Raw genomic sequence first — 1,043 nt, 5'->3', positions numbered from 1 at the left:
CCGAATGGTGCTGGTAAAACTACCCTATTTCTGACCATCTGCGGCGTTTTAAAACCAACTAGGGCAAGAGGGATGCTGTTATTTGGCAAACCCGTGGTAGCGGGTGAGTTTCGCCCAGAAATTGGTCTGGTGTTTCAGAATCCCGATGACCAGTTATTTTCCCCCTCGGTCTGGGATGACGTAGCCTTTGGACCAGAGAATATGGGGTTACCAGCGGTTGAGGTTGAACAGCGAGTTCAACAAGCCCTATCCCTGACGGGTGTGGAACACTTAGCGGCTCGAGTTCCCCACAACCTGTCTGGGGGTCAGAAGTGTATGGTAGCGATCGCAGGGGTTTTAGCCATGGGTCCATCCCTAGTGCTGTACGATGAACCCAGTGCCAATCTTGACCTTCGTTCCCGGCGTCGCTTGATTAGCTTTTTGAAAGGGTCCGAGGAGACAATACTGATTTCCTCCCATGACCTAGAACTGATTTTAGAAGTATGCGATCGCGTTTTGCTACTTGACGAAGGGCAAATTATTGCTGATGGTCCTCCTCAACAGGTGATGGCTAATCAGCAGCTGATGGAGTCTCATGGTTTGGAAAAGCCTCACTCTATAGTTTCAGTTATAAGTAATCAGTGAAAATTTAGTCGTTGGCGGTTGACTGTTGATTGTTAACCGTCAACAATGATTAACTTGGTCAGCAGGATGCTGCTGGAGTACTTCAATTACCTTCCCCACTTAAAAACCGCTGCTCCCCAAGTCAATCCTGCACCAAAGCCGGAGGTAGCTATAATATCTCCTGATTTAATTTTCTCAAGCCGCACTGCTTCATCCAACACTATAGGTATAGAAGCCGCTGAGGTATTACCATATTGGGCGACATTACTGAGAACCTTGTGCTCAGGAATCTTTAGACGTTGAGCAACTCCATCCAGAATCCGCTGATTAGCTTGATGCAAGACCAGCCAATCCACCTGTTCAGTGCTGATATCAGCTCGAAATAATGCTTTTTCAATCACTTCCGGTACCTTTTGCACCGCAAAGCGATAAACCTCTTT

General features: G+C 47.4%; 2 protein-coding genes. One reads left to right on the top strand and one right to left on the bottom strand.

Annotated elements, in window-relative coordinates:
- The coding region (locus F6K49_RS52635; protein WP_293111078.1) for an ABC transporter ATP-binding protein at nucleotides 1-624 on the top strand (624 nt) is incomplete at its 5' end.
- A gap of 86 nt (nucleotides 625-710) precedes the next feature.
- Here the strand turns inward: F6K49_RS52635 and F6K49_RS52630 are convergent.
- A partial coding sequence (locus F6K49_RS52630) for a 3-oxoacyl-[acyl-carrier-protein] synthase III C-terminal domain-containing protein (protein ID WP_293111077.1) occupies nucleotides 711-1,043 on the bottom strand: 333 nt, incomplete at its 5' end.

This window comes from Moorena sp. SIO3I6 (assembly GCF_010672095.1).
The sequence above is the reverse complement of the archived record's forward strand: the minus strand, read 5'-3'. Positions and strand labels throughout refer to the sequence as shown.